At 57.4% G+C, this 17341-nt stretch carries 15 protein-coding genes; 9 read left to right on the top strand and 6 right to left on the bottom strand.

Features of this window, described 5'->3' with window-relative positions; genetic code table 11:
* The first annotated feature begins 6 nt into the window (after window positions 1–6).
* From spoT to fpr, 5 genes are all read left to right on the top strand, one after another.
* A complete protein-coding gene (gene spoT / locus HF679_RS19010; protein ID WP_123757097.1) occupies window positions 7–2130 on the top strand; it encodes a bifunctional GTP diphosphokinase/guanosine-3',5'-bis pyrophosphate 3'-pyrophosphohydrolase in 2124 nt (707 codons plus the stop codon).
* 10 nt (window positions 2131–2140) lie between these two features.
* A complete protein-coding gene (trmH, locus tag HF679_RS19005) occupies window positions 2141–2914 on the top strand; it encodes a tRNA (guanosine(18)-2'-O)-methyltransferase TrmH (RefSeq protein ID WP_410003348.1) in 774 nt (257 codons plus the stop codon).
* Window position 2915: 1 nt separating this feature from the next.
* On the top strand, window positions 2916–4997 hold the full coding sequence (recG, locus tag HF679_RS19000) for an ATP-dependent DNA helicase RecG (protein ID WP_123757096.1): 2082 nt from the start codon (window positions 2916–2918) through the stop codon (window positions 4995–4997).
* A 68-nt stretch (window positions 4998–5065) separates the two neighbouring features.
* Window positions 5066–6076 carry a class II fructose-bisphosphatase gene (gene glpX / locus HF679_RS18995; RefSeq protein WP_123757378.1) on the top strand — a complete coding sequence of 337 codons (1011 nt, stop codon included), beginning with the start codon at window positions 5066–5068 and terminating at the stop codon, window positions 6074–6076.
* A gap of 153 nt (window positions 6077–6229) precedes the next feature.
* Window positions 6230–6976 carry a ferredoxin--NADP(+) reductase gene (gene fpr / locus HF679_RS18990; protein ID WP_123757095.1) on the top strand — a complete coding sequence of 249 codons (747 nt, stop codon included), beginning with the start codon at window positions 6230–6232 and terminating at the stop codon, window positions 6974–6976.
* Here fpr and HF679_RS18985 read toward each other — a convergent pair whose 3' ends face one another.
* Window positions 6977–7405, bottom strand: coding sequence for a DUF805 domain-containing protein (locus tag HF679_RS18985; protein ID WP_123757094.1), 429 nt, complete (start codon window positions 7403–7405; stop codon window positions 6977–6979).
* Between the two features lie 112 nt (window positions 7406–7517).
* Between HF679_RS18985 and HF679_RS18980 the strand changes: the two genes are divergently transcribed.
* Both HF679_RS18980 and tpiA read left to right on the top strand, forming a co-directional pair.
* A complete protein-coding gene (locus tag HF679_RS18980; protein WP_123757093.1) occupies window positions 7518–8117 on the top strand; it encodes a DUF1454 family protein in 600 nt (199 codons plus the stop codon).
* Between the two features lie 109 nt (window positions 8118–8226).
* Window positions 8227–8994 carry a triose-phosphate isomerase gene (gene tpiA / locus HF679_RS18975; protein ID WP_123757092.1) on the top strand — a complete coding sequence of 256 codons (768 nt, stop codon included), beginning with the start codon at window positions 8227–8229 and terminating at the stop codon, window positions 8992–8994.
* Between the two features lie 109 nt (window positions 8995–9103).
* On the opposite strand, the gene HF679_RS18970 is transcribed toward tpiA, so the two are convergent.
* From HF679_RS18970 to zapB, 4 genes are all read right to left on the bottom strand, one after another.
* The gene (locus tag HF679_RS18970; RefSeq protein ID WP_187042291.1) at window positions 9104–10408 is read right to left on the bottom strand and encodes an SLC13 family permease; all 1305 of its coding nucleotides are present in this window, start codon (window positions 10406–10408) and stop codon (window positions 9104–9106) included.
* A gap of 73 nt (window positions 10409–10481) precedes the next feature.
* Entirely contained in the window at window positions 10482–11237 is a 756-nt protein-coding gene (locus tag HF679_RS18965) for a CDP-diacylglycerol diphosphatase (protein WP_123757090.1), read from the bottom strand.
* A gap of 92 nt (window positions 11238–11329) precedes the next feature.
* Window positions 11330–12319 (bottom strand): sulfate ABC transporter substrate-binding protein, encoded by a 990-nt coding sequence (locus HF679_RS18960; RefSeq protein WP_123757089.1) that lies wholly within the window; start codon window positions 12317–12319, stop codon window positions 11330–11332.
* 158 nt (window positions 12320–12477) lie between these two features.
* On the bottom strand, window positions 12478–12723 hold the full coding sequence (gene zapB, locus HF679_RS18955) for a septal ring assembly protein ZapB (protein WP_095102595.1): 246 nt from the start codon (window positions 12721–12723) through the stop codon (window positions 12478–12480).
* Between the two features lie 558 nt (window positions 12724–13281).
* Between zapB and HF679_RS18950 the strand changes: the two genes are divergently transcribed.
* Both HF679_RS18950 and glpK read left to right on the top strand, forming a co-directional pair.
* Window positions 13282–14127, top strand: a complete 846-nt coding sequence (locus tag HF679_RS18950) for an MIP/aquaporin family protein (RefSeq protein WP_123757087.1) — start codon at window positions 13282–13284, stop codon at window positions 14125–14127.
* 21 nt (window positions 14128–14148) lie between these two features.
* Window positions 14149–15657: a glycerol kinase GlpK gene (glpK, locus tag HF679_RS18945; RefSeq protein ID WP_123757086.1), complete on the top strand. Its 1509-nt coding sequence runs from the start codon at window positions 14149–14151 to the stop codon at window positions 15655–15657.
* Window positions 15658–16090: 433 nt separating this feature from the next.
* Here glpK and gltS read toward each other — a convergent pair whose 3' ends face one another.
* Window positions 16091–17293, bottom strand: coding sequence for a sodium/glutamate symporter (gene gltS, locus HF679_RS18940; protein WP_123757085.1), 1203 nt, complete (start codon window positions 17291–17293; stop codon window positions 16091–16093).
* Window positions 17294–17341 lie beyond the last annotated feature (48 nt).

Here is a 17341-nt window from a genome sequence, read left to right as displayed (position 1 = left end):
TCGCCCTTGTATCTGTTTGAAAGCCTGAATCAGCTGATTCAACACTACCTGCCGGAAGAGCAAATCAAGCGTCTTCGGCAGGCCTATCTCGTTGCACGTGACGCTCACGAGGGCCAGACACGTTCAAGCGGTGAACCCTACATCACGCACCCGGTGGCGGTAGCCTGTATTCTGGCCGAGATGAAACTCGACCACGAAACGCTGATGGCTGCGCTGCTGCATGACGTGATTGAAGATACCCCTGCCACCTACCAGGACATGGAGCAGCTCTTTGGCAAAAGCGTTGCCGAGCTGGTAGAGGGGGTATCGAAACTTGATAAGCTCAAGTTCCGCGATAAGAAAGAGGCGCAGGCCGAAAACTTCCGCAAAATGATTATGGCGATGGTGCAGGATATCCGCGTCATCCTCATCAAACTCGCCGACCGCACCCACAATATGCGTACGCTGGGCTCGCTTCGCCCGGACAAACGCCGCCGCATTGCCCGTGAAACGCTGGAGATCTACAGCCCGCTGGCTCACCGTTTAGGTATCCATCACATCAAAACCGAGCTCGAAGAGCTGGGCTTTGAAGCGCTGTACCCCAACCGTTATCGCGTAATCAAAGAAGTCGTCAAAGCGGCGCGCGGCAACCGTAAAGAGATGATTCAAAAAATCCTCTCCGAAATTGAAGGGCGTCTACAGGAAGCGGGAATCCCCTGTCGCGTCAGCGGTCGCGAAAAGCATCTGTACTCCATCTACTGCAAAATGGTGCTGAAAGAGCAGCGTTTTCACTCGATCATGGACATCTACGCCTTCCGCGTGATCGTGCATGATGCCGATACCTGTTACCGCGTGCTTGGCCAGATGCACAGCCTTTACAAGCCCCGTCCTGGTCGTATGAAAGATTACATCGCCATTCCGAAAGCGAACGGCTATCAATCTTTGCATACCTCGATGATCGGCCCGCACGGCGTGCCGGTTGAGGTACAAATTCGTACCGAAGACATGGACCAGATGGCAGAAATGGGGGTCGCGGCACACTGGGCTTATAAAGAGCACGGTGGCGAAAGCAGCACCACCGCGCAAATCCGCGCGCAGCGCTGGATGCAGAGCCTGCTGGAACTGCAGCAAAGTGCCGGTAGCTCGTTTGAATTTATCGAGAGCGTCAAATCCGATCTGTTCCCGGATGAGATTTACGTTTTCACCCCGGAAGGACGCATTGTCGAACTGCCCGCTGGCGCCACGCCGGTGGACTTCGCCTATGCAGTGCATACCGATATCGGTCATGCCTGCGTTGGCGCGCGCGTCGACCGCCAGCCGTATCCGCTGTCACAGTCGCTCTCCAGCGGCCAGACGGTGGAAATCATCACTGCGCCGGGCGCACGTCCGAATGCCGCGTGGCTGAACTTTGTCGTCAGCTCGAAAGCGCGCGCCAAAATTCGCCAGTTGCTGAAAAACCTCAAGCGCGATGACTCCGTCAGCCTGGGTCGTCGTCTGCTCAACCATGCGCTGGGCGGCAGCCGTAAACTGGCCGAAATTCCGCCGGAGAGCATCCAGCGCGAACTCGAGCGTATGAAGCTGGCGAGTCTTGACGACCTGCTGGCAGAAATCGGTCTCGGCAACGCCATGAGCGTGGTGGTGGCGAAAAACCTGCAACAGGGCGAAACCACCGTCAGCGCGCCGGCACAAGGAAACGCTTCAGGCCACGGTCATCTGCCGATTAAAGGCGCCGACGGGGTTCTGATTACCTTTGCGAAGTGCTGCCGTCCGATTCCTGGCGACCCGATTATCGCCCACGTCAGCCCTGGCAAAGGCCTGGTCATCCACCATGAGTCCTGCCGTAACATTCGTGGCTACCAGAAAGAGCCCGAGAAGTTTATGGCCGTCGAGTGGGATAAAGAGACCGCGCAGGAGTTTATTACCGAAATTAAGGTGGATATGTTTAACCACCAGGGTGCACTGGCGAATCTCACCGCGGCGATTAACACCGCCTCCTCCAATATTCAGAGCCTGAATACGGAAGAAAAAGATGGCCGCGTGTACAGCGCCTTTATCCGCCTCACGGCGCGCGACCGCGTGCATCTGGCGAATATCATGCGCAAAATTCGCGTCATGCCGGATGTGATAAAAGTCACCCGTAACCGCAACTAGAACTCGTTTTATGAATATTCAACGTTATGCACGTATTTGTGAGATGCTCGCCAGGCGTCAGCCCGACCTGACGGTCTGCATGGAGCAGGTCCATAAACCTCATAACGTGTCGGCGGTGGTGCGTACCGCAGATGCCGTTGGTGTTCATGAAGTACACGCTGTCTGGCCCAGCAGTCGTATGCATACCATGGTCTCTGCCGCCGCCGGCAGCAACAGCTGGGTACAGGTCAAAACCCACCGCAGTATCGGCGATGCCGTCGGCCATTTAAAGGGCCAGGGCATGCAAATCCTTGCGACGCATCTCTCAGATAAAGCCGTCGATTTTCGCGAGATCGACTACACCCGCCCCACCTGCATCCTGATGGGCCAGGAAAAAACCGGCATCACTCAGGAAGCCTTAGCGCTGGCTGACCAGGATATCATCATCCCGATGACGGGCATGGTGCAATCGCTCAACGTCTCCGTTGCCTCTGCCCTGATCCTCTACGAAGCGCAACGCCAGCGGCAAAATGCGGGCATGTATAAACGCGAGAACAGCATGCTGCCGGAAGAAGAGCAGCAGCGCCTGCTGTTTGAAGGGGGTTATCCGGTTCTGGCCAGAGTCGCCAGACAAAAGGGGCTGCCTTACCCGCACGTGAACGCGCAAGGCGAAGTCGAAGCCGATGCGCAATGGTGGGCCACCATGCAGGCTGTCGGCACGGTCGAATCGCAAAGAAGTCGCCGTATTCCGCGCCCTACCCCTGGAGCAGACCAGCAAAAGCACAACCTGATGGATGACGAGTAACATGGCAGGCCGCCTGTTAGATGCAGTGCCGCTCAACTCGCTTACCGGCGTAGGGGCAGCACAAAGCAGCAAACTGGCAAAAATCGGCCTGCATACGGTGCAGGATCTCCTGCTGCACCTGCCATTACGCTATGAAGACCGCACCCATCTTTATCAGATTGGCGAACTGCTGCCCGGGGTGTATGCCACCGTCGAGGGCGAAGTCCTCAGCAGCAACATCACCTTCGGCGGTCGCCGGATGATGACCTGTCAGATCAGCGACGGTTCCGGCATCCTCACCATGCGCTTCTTCAACTTCAACGCCGCCATGAAAAATAGCCTGGCGACCGGTCGGCGCGTGCTGGCCTACGGCGAAGCCAAACGCGGCAAATACGGGGCGGAGATGATCCACCCGGAATATCGCGTACAGGGCGACATGAGCACCCCTGAACTTCAGGAAACTCTGACGCCAGTCTACCCAACCACCGAAGGCATCAAGCAGGCCACGCTGCGTAAGCTGACCGATCAGGCGCTGGAACTGCTGGAAACCTGCGCTATCGCCGAGCTACTGCCGCCCGAACTGGCGCAGGGGATGATGAGCCTGCCGGAGGCGCTGCGCACCCTGCACCGGCCACCACCATCGTTACAACTGAGCGATCTGGAAAGCGGTAAGCACCCGGCACAGCAACGCTTAATTCTGGAAGAGCTGCTGGCACATAACCTGAGCATGCTGGCGCTGCGCGCCGGCGCACAGCGTTTTCACGCCCTGCCGTTGAGCGCCAACGACACCTTAAAACATCAGCTGCTTGCCGCCCTGCCCTTTAAACCAACCGGCGCGCAGGCGCGGGTTAGCGCGGAGATCGAGCGCGATATGGCGCTCGACGTGCCGATGATGCGTCTGGTACAGGGCGACGTTGGCTCCGGCAAGACGCTGGTTGCCGCCCTTGCGGCGCTGCGGGCCATCGCCCATGGCAAGCAGGTGGCGCTGATGGCGCCGACCGAACTGCTGGCGGAACAGCACGCCACCAACTTCCGACAGTGGTTTGCCCCGCTGGGCATTGAAGTGGGCTGGCTGGCGGGTAAACAGAAAGGGAAAGCGCGACAGGCTCAGCAGGAAGCGATCGCCAGCGGTCAGGTACAGATGATCGTCGGCACCCATGCCATTTTTCAGGAGCAGGTGCAGTTCAACGGTCTGGCGCTGGTGATTATCGATGAGCAGCACCGTTTTGGTGTTCACCAGCGGCTGGCGCTGTGGGAAAAAGGCCAGCAGCAGGGCTTCCATCCCCATCAGCTGATCATGACCGCCACGCCGATTCCGCGCACCCTGGCGATGACCGCCTATGCCGATCTCGATACCTCGGTTATTGACGAACTGCCTCCGGGCCGAACGCCGGTCACCACGGTCGCCATTCCCGATACCCGCCGCCACGATATTATTGACCGGGTACGCAACGCCTGCACTCAGGAAGGTCGTCAGGCCTACTGGGTCTGTACGTTGATTGAAGAGTCCGACCTGCTGGAAGCGCAGGCGGCAGAAGCCACCTGGGAAGAGCTGAAACTGGCGCTGCCGGAGCTGAATATTGGCCTGGTGCACGGCCGCATGAAGCCCGCCGACAAACAGGCGGTCATGCAGGCCTTTAAAGTGGGCGAGCTGCATCTGCTGATCGCTACCACGGTTATCGAAGTCGGGGTGGATGTCCCCAACGCCAGCCTGATGATCATCGAAAACCCAGAGCGTCTGGGGCTGGCGCAGCTGCACCAGCTCAGAGGGCGCGTCGGCCGCGGCGCGGTCGCCTCTCACTGCGTGCTACTCTATAAATCGCCGCTGTCGAAAACGGCGCAAAAACGGCTGCAGGTGCTGCGCGACAGCAACGACGGTTTCGTCATTGCCCAAAAAGACCTGGAAATTCGCGGTCCAGGCGAACTGCTCGGTACCCGGCAAACGGGGAGCGCCGAATTTAAAGTCGCCGATCTGCTGCGCGATCAGGCCATGATCCCCGACGTTCAGCGCATCGCCCGCCACATTCATGAACGTTATGCCCAGCAGGCCCAGGCGCTTATCGAGCGCTGGATGCCGGAAACCGAACGCTATTCCAACGCCTGACGTCCCGTCTGCGCCCGCAGGGTCGGGCCGTGACGCCTGGCTCAATGTATCTTCACAACGAGTGGATTATGAAACGAGAACTGGCCATCGAATTTTCGCGTGTCACCGAAGCTGCCGCCCTGGCAGGCTATAAATGGTTGGGTCGTGGCGATAAAAACACCGCCGATGGCGCTGCGGTCAACGCCATGCGCATTATGCTCAATCTGATCAATATCGACGGCACCATCGTGATTGGCGAGGGTGAAATTGATGAAGCGCCGATGCTGTTTATCGGCGAGAAGGTCGGCACCGGCAACGGCGACGCAGTGGACATTGCCGTAGACCCGATTGAAGGAACCCGCATGACGGCGATGGGCCAGGCAAACGCCTTGGCGGTGATGGCGGTCGGCGATAAAGGCTGCTTCCTCAACGCGCCGGACATGTACATGGAAAAACTGATTGTCGGTCCCGGGGCCAAAGGGGCCATCGACCTCAATCTGCCGCTGGTCGAAAACCTGCACAATATCGCCGCAGCGCTGCAGAAACCGCTGGGTGAGCTGACCGTGACCATTCTGGCCAAACCACGCCACGATGCGGTCATTGCCGAGCTGCAGCAGGCCGGCGTCCGGGTCTTCGCGATTCCGGATGGCGACGTCGCAGCATCGATTCTGACCTGCATGCCGGACAGCGAAGTCGACGTGCTGTATGGCATCGGCGGCGCGCCAGAAGGGGTGGTATCGGCGGCGGTTATCCGCGCGCTGGATGGCGACATGCAGGGCCGTCTGCTGGCACGCCATGTCGTTAAAGGGGATACCGAAGAGAACCGCCGCATCGGCGAAAACGAGCTGGCGCGCTGCAAAGCGATGGGCATCGAAGCGGGCAAAGTGTTGCGCCTGGACGAAATGGCCCGCAGCGATAACGTGGTGTTCTCCGCCACCGGCATCACCAAAGGCGATCTGCTGGACGGCATCACCCGCAAAGGGAATATGGCCACCACCGAAACGCTGCTGATCCGCGGTAAATCCCGCACTATTCGCCGCATCCAGTCCATTCATTATCTCGACCGTAAAGATCCGGACATCCAGCTGCACATCCTGTAAGCCTGGGTGAAAAACGGCGAGCAGGTTCCCCACCGGCTCGCCTGTTCCATCACGGGAATATTTGATCAATAGAGCTTTTCTACTCTGTCGGGCTGGAAATCTTTGCCATGTGCAACGAAGATAAGGCAACGCTTCGCGCAACGGGAGAAGAAGATGGCGGACTGGGTTAGCGGCAAAGTAACAAAAGTGACGTTCTGGACCGATACGTTGTTCAGCTTGTACCTCCACGCGCCGGTTCAACCGTTCACCGCCGGGCAGTTTGCCAAGCTCGGGCTGGAGATCGACGGCGAGCGCGTACAGCGCGCCTACTCCTACGTGAATGCGCCGGGCAATCCCGACCTTGAGTTTTACCTGGTTACCGTACCGGAGGGCAAACTCAGCCCCCGCCTGGCGGCCCTGAAGCCGGGCGATGAGGTGTTGATCGTCAGCGAAGCCGCGGGCTTTTTTGTCCTCGAAGAGGTGCCGGATTGCGACACCCTGTGGATGCTGGCTACGGGCACCGCTATCGGTCCCTATCTGTCCATTCTGCAGGAAGGCAAAGACCTCGAGCGCTTTAAAAACCTGGTGCTGGTCCACGCCGCCCGCTATGAAGCCGACCTCAGCTACCTGCCGTTGATGCGCGAATTAGCACAACGCTACGGCGGAAAATTGCGGATTCAAACCGTCGTAAGCCGCGAGGCCGCGCCGGGTTCCCTGACCGGGCGACTGCCCTTCCTGATCGAAACCGGCGCGCTCGAAGAGGCCGTTGGCCTGCCGATGACGGCGGACACCAGCCACGTGATGCTGTGCGGTAATCCGCAGATGGTGCGCGATACTCAGCAGTTGCTGAAAGAGACCCGCGAGATGACCAAACATCTGCGTCGCCGTCCGGGCCACATGACTGCCGAGCATTACTGGTAATCAGGACGCCGCTTTCCAGCGCACATCCAGCGTCTCTTTGCCAAATTTATTCTCGCCCTGGGTGCCCACAAACGCGCCCAGGTCGATGAGCATCATGACGATAATTAAGGTCGGGATAAACCGCCCTACGCCCCATTGCCAGACGCCGGGCAGCATCGCCCAGTTGCCGGCCAGCAGCATCCACGCCAGCACCATCAGCAACGCCCACAGCCCCGATTTGCCCCGGTCATGCAGTCGCTTAATGGTCACCGCCGCCGTCGGCCACAGCAGGCAAACCAGCATGAACGCCGCGGTCTGCAAATTGAGCAAATTAGTACCGGCCAGGGTAAACAGCACGCACATCGTCAGAACCCAGATCCCCATCCAGATCCAGAAATCACGGCGTCCGATACGCCCTTTTATTGAGAACATCCACTGCTGTAGGGTCATGTTTTATTCCTTACCATCATCATTCGCGTAGTTTACCCTGAAGCCGCCACTTTTTGACAAGCGCGACGGTTCCCGTTTTAATCGTCAGCAGATAAAAAAAGGAAAGACTGACATGAAGATGTGGACGACATTGTGTTTTATAGGGCTGACAGCGTTATCTGTCGGCCAGAAGGCATTGTCCGCACAGCCAGAATCTTCCGCCACAGCCCCCTATCTGCTGGCGGGCGCCCCCACGTTTGATATGTCCATCAGCGAGTTTCGGGAAAAATTCAACACCGACAATCCAAAGCTCCCGCTGAATGAGTTTCGCGCCATCGCCTCTAACCGCGACCGGGAAAACCTGACGCGAGCGGCGACTAAAATTAATGAGAATCTCTATGCCTCGGCGGCACTGGAGCGCGGGACGCTGAAAATAAAATCGATGCAGATCACCTGGCTGCCTATTCAGGGGCCGGAGCAGAAAGCAGCCAAAGCCAAAGCGCAGCTCTATATGAGCGCCGTATTATGCGCCTTTGTCCCCACCATAAGCCTGGCGCAGAGCCAGCAAAAATTGCAGAAAATTCTCGCCGCTGGCAAAGGCAAACGCTACTTCTCCGAAACGGAAGGCGCGATACGCTATGTGGTGGCAGACCACGGCGAAAAGGGGCTGACCTTCGCTGTTGAACCGATTAAGCTGGCGCTATCTGAATCGCTTGAGAGCAATAATAAATGACAAAAAGCAAAGCCTTTCCAGCGATGAATCTCTATACTGTTTGACAGACCATGCTGCCCTTCCGGGCGGCTATATTCCTTAATTCGCTTAAGTAGCGTGGAGAATTAAAATGCGACATCCTTTAGTGATGGGTAACTGGAAACTGAACGGCAGCCGCCACATGGTAAACGAACTGATCGCGAACCTGCGTACCGAACTGGCTGGCGTTTCTGGCTGTGCCGTTGCGATTGCTCCGCCAGAAATGTACATCGACCTGGCTAAGCACGCGGCAGAAGGTAGCCACATTCACCTGGGCGCGCAGAACGTAGACCTGAACCAGTCCGGCGCATTCACCGGTGAAACCTCCGCTCAAATGCTGAAAGATGTCGGTGCTGAATACATCATCATTGGTCACTCTGAGCGTCGTACTTACCACAAAGAATCTGACGAGTTCATCGCCAGGAAATTCGCCGTGCTGAAAGAGCAGGGTCTGATCCCGGTACTGTGCATTGGTGAAACCGAAGCGGAAAACGAAGCGGGCAAAACTGAAGAAGTGTGCGCACGCCAGATCGACGCCGTTCTGACCACTCAGGGCGCAGCTGCCTTCGAAGGCGTGGTTATCGCTTACGAACCAGTATGGGCTATCGGTACCGGCAAATCCGCGACCCCGGCTCAGGCTCAGGCCGTGCACAAATTCATCCGTGATCACATTGCTAAAGCTGACGCAAAAGTGGCTGAGCAGGTCATCATCCAGTACGGCGGCTCTGTTAACGCATCCAACGCCGCAGAGCTGTTCACTCAGCCGGATATCGACGGCGCGCTGGTTGGCGGTGCATCCCTGAAAGCAGACGCTTTCGCGGTGATCGTTAAAGCAGCAGAAGCAGCGAAAAACGCGTAATTCGTTTTAGCCGATCTTTCCCCGGTCGCGCTTCGCAACCGGGGTTATCTCCTGCTAGCCCGGACAGGTGCGCTGCACCGCCTCCGGGGAAATCCCCAAGCGGAACAGGCTACAGTTTCCCCAACGCCTGATACCACAGATAATCCAACGGCAGCAGAATCAAATAGCTCACCGCCGCCAGCGCAATACACAGCAGCATGCCGGAACGCGCCGGAACTTTCCCCAACGCCATCGCCACCACAATCGGCGAAGCCTGATACGGCAGCAACGGCGTCGAATAGCCCAGCACCTGAATCATAATCACGCTTAACAGCGGGAAGCCGGTGGCATCGGAAAAACTCTGCGCAAAGGTGGTGTACAGCGCGGGAACGCCGTTGGCGGTCATAATGAAGTTCAGGGCGCTGGTGATGCCGGTTAAGGCCAGGAAGCTGGTAAACGGACTCTCTTTATCGAGCGGCATCACGTGCAGCAGCGCATTGCCCACCACCTCGCCGATGCCGGTTTGGGTGACGGTAATCGCCAGCCCGAGGATCCCGGCAACGTAAATGCAGGTGCAAATATTCACGCCGCTGGAGAATTCTTCCCCGCTGATAAACCCGACGCGCGGCAGCAGCGTCACCACCGCAGCCGCCAGCCCGGTCCAGGCCGGACCGATGCCGTGCCAGCTCTCACTGACCCACAGCACCAGCACCGCCGCCAGCAGCCACGCCAGGCGTTTCTCATCGCGGCTCATCGGCGGCAAAGGCGCCAGATCGCGCGGTGGATGCGGTTTTCCGGGAAACAGCCAGCAAATCAGGGCAATCAATGCGCCGCCTTTCAGCCAGCCCAGCACCGGGGTGTGCAGCAGCAAATAGGGCAGATAGTTAAGGTGGATCCCGTAGGAGCCTTCCGCCGCCCCGCTCATCACCAGGTTCGGAACGTTGGCGGGCAGAATAGTGGCCGACAGCTGGAACGTCCCAAAGCCCACCGCCAGCGCCAGCCCGAACCAGGGACGAGTCCCCTCTCCGATGCCCGCCCGCTTCGCCATCGCCGCGACAATCGGCATCAACAACGCAATACGCCCCATGTTAGAAGGCATCACGAAGGCCAGCGCATAGCTCAACAGCACCACGCTGGCGACCATCAGCGGCCAGGAGTCGGTTAAGCGCGCCGACAGCGCCCGAGCCGCTCTGTCTGCCAGACCGGTTTTACGAATCGCAATTCCAAGAACAAAACCGCTGAACACCAGCCAGAACGCCGACGAGGCAAAGCCGCCAAAAATCACTTCCGGCGGGGCAATTTTGGCCATCATAGCGGCGGCGAAAAACAGCAGCGCGGTCATAAATTCCGGCAGCAGCGAGGTCGCCCACAGCAGGATGGTGATGCCAACAATGATAGAAGGAAGGAACAGAGGGTGGGACAACCAGAGCGACATACCTGTCTCCTGTCGTTTTTTTCAGCAAGAATACGACGGACAGTAAGACAGGTAAATGCCAGATATAGTGGGGTTATCGCAGGATTGCGCAGCTATGATCCTGAATCTCTTCCGCCGAGGCTCGATTGAGCGTCAGCAAATTACGCTCGGTCGCCAGCAGCACCAGCGAGCCGTCGCTCTGCTTCGCCATCGCCAGCGCAAAGCGCCCCATATGCTCACGCGCTTGCGGCACTTCTTCCGCCAGCATCAGAAAAGGGCTGCGCTGCGCCAGTTCCGTCTCGGTGACCCGGCGGGCCAGATATTCATGGCCCATTAAGCCACCGGGCAGCGGCAGCCAGCGGCTACTAATCACGGAGACTTCTTTATCGAGCTGGGTTCGAACGTCGGGGCGTAAGCAGGAGATATGAATATGGAAATGATTTTGCGTGCGTCCGCTACGCGAATTAATCGTCAATGAGACCGCCTCATCCGCTACGGCAGAGCCACGACGTTCGCTCATAATTTCGCGCCCCTGCCACGCCTGCCAGAAGAAGTTCGGCGTCAGTGGGTCAAGCAGAAGTGGGCTTTCGGTGCCGTTAATGCGGTAAGTCGGCATCAACAGATACTGCAGTGGGCCATTACGGTCTTTAAACAGGACATAGCCGCCCTTCAGGTTTACTTCCGCACAGGGCGCGGGATTCTGCTGCTGCTGTTGATTGGGAACACACTGTTGCAGAACAATTTTGCGCAACGCATCCGGATTGCCAGAATGAAGCCAGTAATAGCCGCCCGCAATCGCCGCCAGCACCACCACCAGCAGCGCTAATAAAAGGTATCGCACTCTTCGCATTATGTTTTCCTGTCTCAGCCAGAAACGGAAGAGTAGCGCAATTTGATGACTAAAAGATAACGCCCGGTGAGGGAACCGGGCGCTGAGGGAGATTAACGCTGACTGATTTGGTCGAAAGTACCGCCGTTAGAGAAGTGTGTTTTCTGGGCTTTGGTCCAGCCGCCGAACTCTTCATCGATGGTAAACAGCTTCAGTTTCGGGAACTCGCTCGCATATTTCTTCGCCACTTCCGGGTCACGTGGACGATAGAAGTTCTTCGCTGCGATCTCCTGGCCCTGCGGTGAGTACAGATACTTCAGGTAGGCGTCAGCCACCTGACGGGTGCCTTTTTTGTCCACGACTTTGTCCACGACGGAGACGGTCGGCTCGGCGAGAATCGATTCGCTCGGGGTGACGATTTCAAACTTATCTTTGCCCAGTTCGTTCGCCGCCAGCAGCGCTTCGTTTTCCCACGCAATCAGCACGTCGCCAATACCGCGTTCAACGAAGGTGTTTGTCGAGCCACGAGCGCCTGAATCCAGTACTTCAACATTCTTATACAGGGCTTTCACAAAGTCCTGAGCCTTAGCCTGGTCGCCGTTATTCTGGTGCAGAGCATAGCCCCATGCCGCCAGGTAGTTCCAGCGCGCGCCACCGGAGCTTTTCGGGTTTGGCGTAATGACCGACACGCCCGGTTTGATCAGATCGTTCCAGTCATGAATCTGTTTCGGGTTGCCTTTACGAACCAGGAACACGATGGTTGAGGTATACGGTGCGGAGTTATCCGGCAGGCGTTTCAGCCAGTTTTTATCGATACGACCACGTTCGGCGATCGCGTCAACGTCATAGGCCAGTGCCAGGGTGACCACATCGGCTTCAATACCGTTGATGACCGACGTCGCCTGCTTGCCTGAACCGCCGTGCGACTGACGAATAATCACGTTGTCGCCCGTTTCCTGTTTCCAGTGTGCGCTGAACGCTTTGTTGTACTGTTCGTACAGTTCGCGCGTTGGATCATAAGATACGTTTAATAACTGAATGTCTTTTGCCAGAACGCTGGCGGATGCCAGCAACAGAGTTAACCCAACGCCCCACTTATTCATCGCACCGCTCTCTTTATGTCGTGTTGTGATGGGATAAGCGTGCCAGAAAGCGAACCAATGATTAAAGAATAAAAAAAGATTGGCTATAACTTGAGAGTATATATACAGCGGGGAAATGCTTACCCTCTCCCGGACAGGAGAGGGCGAGGACGAGAGGGTTACACTTCTTCCATGCGACCCAGCAGTGCCTGCAGACGATCCTGCCAGCCCTGCTGCTGTTCTCTCAGCTGACCGTTTTCACGTTCCAGCTCTTCACGGCTGTGCTGTGCGCCCTGAACTTCCTGCGCCAGCGTGTTGTTTTTTTCTTTCAGCTCTTCGATTTCCATCTGTAACAGAGTGATGGTATCAATCGCCTGCTGTACTTTTGATTCTAATTTCTCAAACACTTCTAATGACATCGTCATACCTCTCCTGAACTTGCAAGGCGTTGATAGAGTACTATCCCGTACACGCCGTCCTTCAAGCTGCTTCTGCGTTAGCGGGTTCGCCCCGGTCGCTTACTACAGTAAGCGGCTGAGGATTCATTCGCTGGCCGTTTTGACGCATCCCGAATGATGTTGTGTACCTACGCGGTGACGCCTTAACGAAAATAAGCGCGCTACAGTGATCATGCTGTCGATTGTATGAATCCCCGCCGTCCCTGTCCAGCGACAACCCGCGTAGATCGCGGTTTGCAACACTTTTCAGTCTTTACCTGGCGCATTCGGCGCTTTTCCCCGGAACTTCACCCGCAATTGTTAATCAATGGGTTAACAAAAACCGCCATCAACGCGTCTTTGATGTGTCACAACACGCGTTTATAGCGCGAAATCGCTCATTTTCTTGACGCAGTACACACATTTATATTTCGATATTTCTCGTTTTTGTTCGTTAACGATAAATTAACACTATGCCTACATGGCAGCGTGGTCGCTTGCGACCTTCATACATACCATAATCACCACTTCGCTTCAGGATTCGATATGAGCCAAACATCAACATTAAAAGGCCAATGCATCGCAGAGTTCCTAGGTACCGGGTTGTTGATCTTTTTCGGGGTTGGATGCGTCGCCGCATTAAAAGTGGCGGGCGCCAGCTTCGGTCAGTGGGAAATCAGCATCATCTGGGGTCTGGGGGTGGCCATGGCTATCTATCTGACCGCGGGTGTCTCCGGCGCGCACCTCAACCCTGCAGTCACGATCGCACTGTGGCTTTTTGCCTGCTTCGACGGGCGTAAAGTTGTACCCTTTATCTTTTCTCAATTTGCCGGCGCCTTTTGCGCTGCAGCGTTAGTTTACGGGCTTTACTACAATCTTTTCTTCGATTTCGAACACAGCCACAATATGGTGCGTGGCAGCGTCGAAAGTCTTGAGCTGGCCGGTATCTTCTCCACTTACCCGAACCCACATATCAATTTTGTGCAGGCATTCGCGGTAGAAATGGTGATTACCGCTATCCTGATGGGCGTGATTCTGGCGCTGACCGACGATGGCAACGGCATACCGCGTGGCCCGCTGGCACCGCTGCTGATCGGTCTGTTAATCGCCGTCATCGGCGCATCGATGGGGCCGCTGACCGGTTTTGCCATGAACCCGGCACGTGACCTGGGACCGAAAACGTTCGCCTGGCTCGCCGGCTGGGGTGACGTCGCCTTTACCGGCGGCAAAGATATCCCTTATTTCCTGGTGCCGCTGTGTGCGCCGGTGGTAGGCGCCGCGCTGGGCGCGTTCAGCTACCGCAAGCTGATTGGCCGCCATCTGCCATGCGACACCTGCGTTGAGGAAGAGAAAGAGACCTCCTCGACAACGCAACACAACGCTTCGCTGTAATCTGACTACGGGACTCATACTATGACCGACAAAAAATATATCGTTGCGCTCGACCAGGGCACCACCAGCTCCCGGGCCGTTGTGATGGATCACGATGCCAATATCGTCAGCGTTTCACAGCGCGAATTTGAACAAATTTATCCGCGTCCAGGCTGGGTTGAGCACGACCCGATGGAGATCTGGGCTTCCCAAAGCTCAACCCTGGTTGAAGTGCTGGCGAAAGCCGATATTAGCTCCGATGAGATTGCCGCTATCGGCATCACCAACCAGCGTGAAACCGCCATTGTGTGGGAACGCGAAACGGGCAAACCGATTTATAACGCGATCGTCTGGCAGTGCCGTCGTACCGCCGAAATCTGTGAGCAACTGAAGCGTGACGGGATGGAAGAGTACATCCGTAAGGCCACCGGTCTGGTGGTTGACCCGTACTTCTCCGGGACCAAAGTAAAATGGATTCTGGACCACGTTGAAGGTTCTCGTGAGCGCGCAAAACGCGGCGAGCTGCTGTTTGGCACCGTAGATACCTGGCTGGTATGGAAAATGACCCAGGGCCGCGTCCACGTAACCGACTACACCAACGCCTCGCGTACCATGCTGTTCAACATTAACGAGCTGGACTGGGACGATAAGATGCTCGACGCGCTGGATATTCCGCGCGCCATGCTGCCGGAAGTGCGCAAGTCTTCCGAAGTGTACGGCCAGACCAACATCGGTGGTAAAGGCGGCACCCGTATTCCTATCGCCGGTATCGCGGGCGACCAGCAGGCGGCGCTGTTCGGCCAACTGTGTGTTAAAGAGGGTATGGCGAAGAACACCTACGGTACCGGCTGCTTTATGCTAATGAATACCGGTGAAAAAGCGGTGGCGTCGACTCACGGCCTGCTGACCACCATCGCCTGCGGTCCGCGTGGTGAAGTGAACTATGCGCTGGAAGGTGCGGTGTTTATGGCCGGTGCTTCTATTCAGTGGCTGCGCGACGAAATGAAGCTGATTAACGACGCGTTCGATTCCGAATATTTCGCCACCAAGGTGAAGGATACCAACGGGGTGTATGTCGTCCCGGCGTTTACCGGCCTCGGCGCACCGTACTGGGACCCGTATGCTCGCGGCGCGATCTTCGGCCTGACCCGCGGGGTAAATGCCAACCACATTATCCGTGCCACCCTGGAATCAATTGCCTATCAGACACGTGACGTGCTGGAAGCGATGCAGGCTGACTCAGGTATTCGTCTGCACGCGCTGCGCGTCGACGGCGGTGCGGTAGCCAACAATTTCCTGATGCAGTTCCAGTCCGACATCCTGGGCACCCGCGTAGAGCGCCCGGAAGTCCGTGAAGTTACCGCGCTGGGTGCCGCTTACCTGGCCGGCCTGGCCGTCGGCTTCTGGCAAAATCTGGATGAGCTGCAGGAGAAAGCGGTAATCGAGCGCGAGTTCCGCCCGGGGATCGAAACCACCGAACGTAACTTCCGCTACAGCGGCTGGAAAAAAGCGGTGAAACGCGCCCTGGCGTGGGAAGAGCACGAAGAGTAAGTACCCTCCGGTCCCCGGTGGCGCTGCGCTGACCGGGCTACAAGCCAGCACAGACCGTTGGAGTAGCCCGGACAGGTGCGTAGCACCGCCTCCGGAAATCCTGCCAGTCAATGCAGTCCCGGTGGCGCTGCGCTGACCGGGCTACTGGCCAGCACAAACCGTTGGAGTAGCCCGGACAGGTGCGTAGCACCGCCTCCGGGAAATCCTGCCAGTCAATGCAGTCCCGGTGGCGCTGCGCTGACCGGGCTACTGGCCAGCACAAACCGTTGGAGTAGCCCGGACAGGTGCGTAGCACCGCCTCCGGGAAATCCTGCCGTTCAATGCAGTCCCGGTGGCGCTGCGCTGACCGGGCTACAAACCAGTACAAACCGTTGGAGTAGCCCGGACAGGTGCGTAGCACCGCCTCCGGGGAGGCCTAAAAGATGACAGGGATTTAGCCAAAGATCGGCAACAGCAGATACAGCTTAATCACCAGCGCGTTCACAATATCGATAAAGAACGCCCCCACCATCGGCACCACCAGAAACGCCATATGCGACGGGCCAAAGCGGTCGGTAATCGCCTGCATATTGGCAATCGCCGTCGGTGTTGCGCCGAGACCAAAGCCACAGTGACCGGCAGCCAGCACCGCGGCATCATAGTTTTTGCCCATCATGCGGTAGGTGACGAAAATCGAATACAGCGCCATCGCCACCGCCTGCACCGCCAGGATGGCAAGCATCGGCAGCGCCAGCGAAGCCAGCTCCCACAGCTTCAGGCTCATCAGCGCCATGGCGAGGAACAGCGACAGGCTGACGTTACCCAGGATCGATACCGCCCGGTCAAACACGCGATAGAAGCCCGCCAGCGCCAGACCGTTGCTGAGGATCACGCCGATAAACAGCACGCAGACAAAGGTCGGCAATTCCAGCACGGTTCCCATCAACAGTTGCGCAACCACCTTCCCGAGCGTCAGACAGATTGCGATTAAGGCAATACTCTCGATCAGCACCAGCGAGGTGATCATTCGGCCCATCTCAGGCTTTTCAAACGCGGTAGGCGCCAGTTGATCGTCTGGAGTTCCGTCCGGAGAAGAGGAGTGTTTAACCAGATAACGCGCCACCGGGCCGCCAATCAGGCCGCCCAGCACCAGACCGAAGGTGGCGCAGGCCATTGCCACTTCGGTGGCGTTGGCAAAACCGTAACGTTCAACAAACAGTTTACTCCACGCCGCGCCGGTACCGTGGCCGCCGGAGAGGGTGATCGAACCGGCCAGCAGGCCCATCAGCGGGTCCAGACCCAGCAGCTTCGCCATGCCAATGCCGAGGGCGTTTTGCAGCAGCAGCAGACCCACCACCACTATCAGAAACGTCCCCAGAACTTTACCGCCTGCCCGCAGGCTGGCCAGGTTAGCGTTAAGCCCGATCGTCGCAAAGAACGCCAGCATCAGCGGGTCTTTCAGGCTCATATCAAAGTCGATTTCCCAACCCATGCTTTTTTTCAGCACCAGCAGCGCCAGCGCCACCAGCAGGCCGCCAGCAACAGGTTCAGGGATAGTGTATTTCTTCAGGAAGGGGACTTTCTGGACAAGTTGTCTGCCCAGAAGCAGCACCAAGGTTGCGGCAACGAGCGTCGATAAGGTATCGAGGTGAAACATAAAAAAGAGCTCCTTATTTGCGCATGATTCATTCACACGCGACGGTAT

The organism is Enterobacter sp. JUb54 (assembly GCF_014298075.1).
Classification (GTDB): Bacteria; Pseudomonadota; Gammaproteobacteria; order Enterobacterales; family Enterobacteriaceae; genus Klebsiella; species Klebsiella lignicola.
Note: the sequence above shows the minus strand (reverse complement) of the source record. Positions and strands in the feature narration are given on the sequence as shown.

Excerpts from the sequence above, each read along its gene's own strand:
- trmH (WP_410003348.1), top strand. The coding sequence starts at position 2,141 with ATGAATATTCAACGTTATGCACGTATTTGTGAGATGCTCGCCAGGCGT.
- recG (WP_123757096.1), top strand. The coding sequence starts at position 2,916 with ATGGCAGGCCGCCTGTTAGATGCAGTGCCGCTCAACTCGCTTACCGGC.
- glpX (WP_123757378.1), top strand. The coding sequence starts at position 5,066 with ATGAAACGAGAACTGGCCATCGAATTTTCGCGTGTCACCGAAGCTGCC.
- fpr (WP_123757095.1), top strand. The coding sequence starts at position 6,230 with ATGGCGGACTGGGTTAGCGGCAAAGTAACAAAAGTGACGTTCTGGACC.
- HF679_RS18985 (WP_123757094.1), bottom strand. The coding sequence starts at position 7,405 with ATGACCCTACAGCAGTGGATGTTCTCAATAAAAGGGCGTATCGGACGC.
- HF679_RS18980 (WP_123757093.1), top strand. The coding sequence starts at position 7,518 with ATGAAGATGTGGACGACATTGTGTTTTATAGGGCTGACAGCGTTATCT.
- tpiA (WP_123757092.1), top strand. The coding sequence starts at position 8,227 with ATGCGACATCCTTTAGTGATGGGTAACTGGAAACTGAACGGCAGCCGC.
- HF679_RS18970 (WP_187042291.1), bottom strand. The coding sequence starts at position 10,408 with ATGTCGCTCTGGTTGTCCCACCCTCTGTTCCTTCCTTCTATCATTGTT.
- HF679_RS18965 (WP_123757090.1), bottom strand. The coding sequence starts at position 11,237 with ATGCGAAGAGTGCGATACCTTTTATTAGCGCTGCTGGTGGTGGTGCTG.
- HF679_RS18960 (WP_123757089.1), bottom strand. The coding sequence starts at position 12,319 with ATGAATAAGTGGGGCGTTGGGTTAACTCTGTTGCTGGCATCCGCCAGC.
- zapB (WP_095102595.1), bottom strand. The coding sequence starts at position 12,723 with ATGACGATGTCATTAGAAGTGTTTGAGAAATTAGAATCAAAAGTACAG.
- HF679_RS18950 (WP_123757087.1), top strand. The coding sequence starts at position 13,282 with ATGAGCCAAACATCAACATTAAAAGGCCAATGCATCGCAGAGTTCCTA.
- glpK (WP_123757086.1), top strand. The coding sequence starts at position 14,149 with ATGACCGACAAAAAATATATCGTTGCGCTCGACCAGGGCACCACCAGC.
- gltS (WP_123757085.1), bottom strand. The coding sequence starts at position 17,293 with ATGTTTCACCTCGATACCTTATCGACGCTCGTTGCCGCAACCTTGGTG.